Source organism: Dissulfurispira sp. (assembly GCF_036745535.1).
Taxonomy (GTDB): Bacteria; Nitrospirota; Thermodesulfovibrionia; order Thermodesulfovibrionales; family Dissulfurispiraceae; genus Dissulfurispira.
Genome location: NZ_DAIOFX010000097.1, coordinates 2,923 through 5,052 on the forward strand (window position 1 = coordinate 2,923; position 2,130 = coordinate 5,052).

Annotated in this window: 4 protein-coding genes; 2 read left to right on the forward strand and 2 right to left on the reverse strand. The window is 42.1% G+C overall.

From position 1 onward, the window contains the following. Window positions 1–755 (reverse strand): M48 family metallopeptidase (locus tag V7L97_RS11060; RefSeq protein WP_333655964.1); only part of this gene is annotated, 755 nt, incomplete at its 3' end. A 283-nt stretch (window positions 756–1,038) separates the two neighbouring features. Here V7L97_RS11060 and V7L97_RS11065 point away from each other — a divergent pair. Together V7L97_RS11065 and V7L97_RS11070 are read left to right on the forward strand one after the other, a co-directional pair. After that, the gene (locus V7L97_RS11065) at window positions 1,039–1,314 is read left to right on the forward strand and encodes a 6-phosphofructokinase (RefSeq protein ID WP_333655965.1); all 276 of its coding nucleotides are present in this window, start codon (window positions 1,039–1,041) and stop codon (window positions 1,312–1,314) included. Next, window positions 1,307–1,465: a hypothetical protein gene (locus V7L97_RS11070; RefSeq protein WP_333655968.1), complete on the forward strand. Its 159-nt coding sequence runs from the start codon at window positions 1,307–1,309 to the stop codon at window positions 1,463–1,465. Before V7L97_RS11065 ends, V7L97_RS11070 begins: the two co-directional genes overlap by 8 nt. Here the strand turns inward: V7L97_RS11070 and V7L97_RS11075 are convergent. After that, a complete protein-coding gene (locus V7L97_RS11075) occupies window positions 1,462–2,076 on the reverse strand; it encodes a class I SAM-dependent methyltransferase (protein WP_333655970.1) in 615 nt (204 codons plus the stop codon). The two genes, V7L97_RS11070 and V7L97_RS11075, sit on opposite strands and share 4 nt — an antisense overlap. Window positions 2,077–2,130: the final 54 nt, after the last annotated feature.

A 2,130-nucleotide genomic window follows, 5' to 3' on the forward strand; every position in this document is an offset into this window, starting at 1 on the left:
TGCCCTATCTCATGCGCCAGCACAGAGAGGATTTCATTGTGGCTCATGCTTTCGAGCAATGTGTCATAAAGCACAATCCTCTTTGTTTTACCTATACCCGTGAAATATGCATTTGTATGTTTACTTCTCTTTGATGCATCTATCCTTAAAATCCTGCTTGCATGGATGCCGGCCTTTTCCGCCAGCCTGATGATTTTGTCCTTGAGAGATTCATCCTCGATAGGCGTGAATTTGTTAAAGAGGGGCTCGATGACATAAGGAGATATGTACATGATAAAAATACTGAAAACAAAAAAGAAGCTCCAGACCCAGAACCACCAGTAATCAGGACTCCATTGAATGAGCCAGAGTCCTGCAAATATTACAAGGGACATCATAATGGTAGAGATAATAAGTGACTTTATAAAATCTGAAATCCAGAGCCTGAAGGTCATGATGTTAAAGCCATATTTACTCTCTATCTTAAATGTACTGTAAAGGCTGAAAGGCACTGATAGAAATTCGCCAATATATGTTAAGAGCAGAAAGAAAAGCCAGCCTGAGATGATAAAGGAAAGATTCAGTGATGCCACCCATGAATTATAGATATTCAGCAGACCTCCAAAAATAAAAACAATAGTGACGATGTTGCCGAATATGGATGAAACAAAACCGAAAATGGTTTTATCCGCTTCATATTCCTGAATCCTTTTCATCAAGCCTTCGTCGACCTTACCCTCAAACTCAGGCAGGATTGTTGCGCCAGACTTTCGCATATGCCTGAGATTGAGATATTGAACAAGATATTCAAAGGCTTCCTTAAGTATGTAAAGACAGAGAATGAAAACAAGATATGCTTTCAGACAACCTCCCATTATTTAAAAACTAACATATGTGCCTATAATGAGATACAATAACATATACTTCTTGCAAACTATTTTAAGGGGGGCTTTATGGAAAAGGGGATGAGGATAGCCATAAATACAGGCGGGGGGATGCGCCTGGGCTCAATGCGGTTATAGAGGCTGTTGTCCTGTCAGCCTATAACAGAAACTGGGAGTGTACGGCATTAAAAACGGATATGCCGGCCTTTTAAATACAGACGAGATTATCCGTTTGACCCCGGATAATGTACGCCACATATCAAACGTCGGAGGTACGATTCTCGGGACAACAAACAAAGGGAACCCTTTCCAGATGCCCATTAAGAATATGGCTGAAGAGATAGAGATAAGGGATGTATCCAATAAGGTCGTGGAGAATTTCAAGCGCCTGCGCCTCGATCGACAGGCTCCTTGCTCTCCGTTTCAGAGCAGCAGCAGTCCGTATGATTGAGAAGAAGAACTTCGGCGTAATGATAGCCCTCGATCCCCCTGATGTGAAAACCGTTCCCCTCGAAAAAGTCGTCGGCAGCATGAAAAGGGTTCCTACAGACGGAGATACAGTAAAGACTGCAAGGGAAATCAGGATTTCATTCGGGGATTAGTATTTATTGATATCCTTATATACAAACAGCGTGAAGTCCCATACTATCCTGTCATGCCTGAGCGACACAATGGGGGATAGTTTTGTCACCGCAAAATTAAAAATGTCTTCAGGAGAAGTGTAGTGCAACTCAAAATCCTTTCTTGGATTATGCGAAGAGAGGGCATTAAAGCCGAGGGCAACGCGGCAGTGTTGAAAGAGGCGTATCAGGGCGGTTTTAATTAACTCATCGATGCCCTGCACCTGTAGATTGAAGACCCCGCAGATGAGTATATAATCAAAATCTTCTTTCATCGGATCTCTTTCTATGTCGAAAACTCTGAAATCAACACCGGGGAATTTCCGTTTTGCAAGGGCAATTAACTTGTCATTAATATCAAAGCCCGAATATTCGACAGAAATGCCCCTGTCTTTTAAGAATTGATAAAAATCGCCCTTTCCGCATCCGAAATCAAGGATTTTTGCGCCATTGATATTACCGATATCGAGCATTGCCTCATAATGAAGTATCTGCCCCTTTGGCGACCACCTCACAGCCTCAGGCCTGTCGCCGTGCAGCATCAGGTTTTTGTCAAAAAATGAGATTACATATTCTTTGGAAAGCTCGTCCATTTGTAATGCACCTTAAATCTTCTCAACAATTGCCTTTGATGTCTTCACAAAACA

Excerpts from the sequence above, each read along its gene's own strand:
- V7L97_RS11070 (WP_333655968.1), top strand. The coding sequence starts at position 1,307 with ATGATTGAGAAGAAGAACTTCGGCGTAATGATAGCCCTCGATCCCCCT.
- V7L97_RS11075 (WP_333655970.1), bottom strand. The coding sequence starts at position 2,076 with ATGGACGAGCTTTCCAAAGAATATGTAATCTCATTTTTTGACAAAAAC.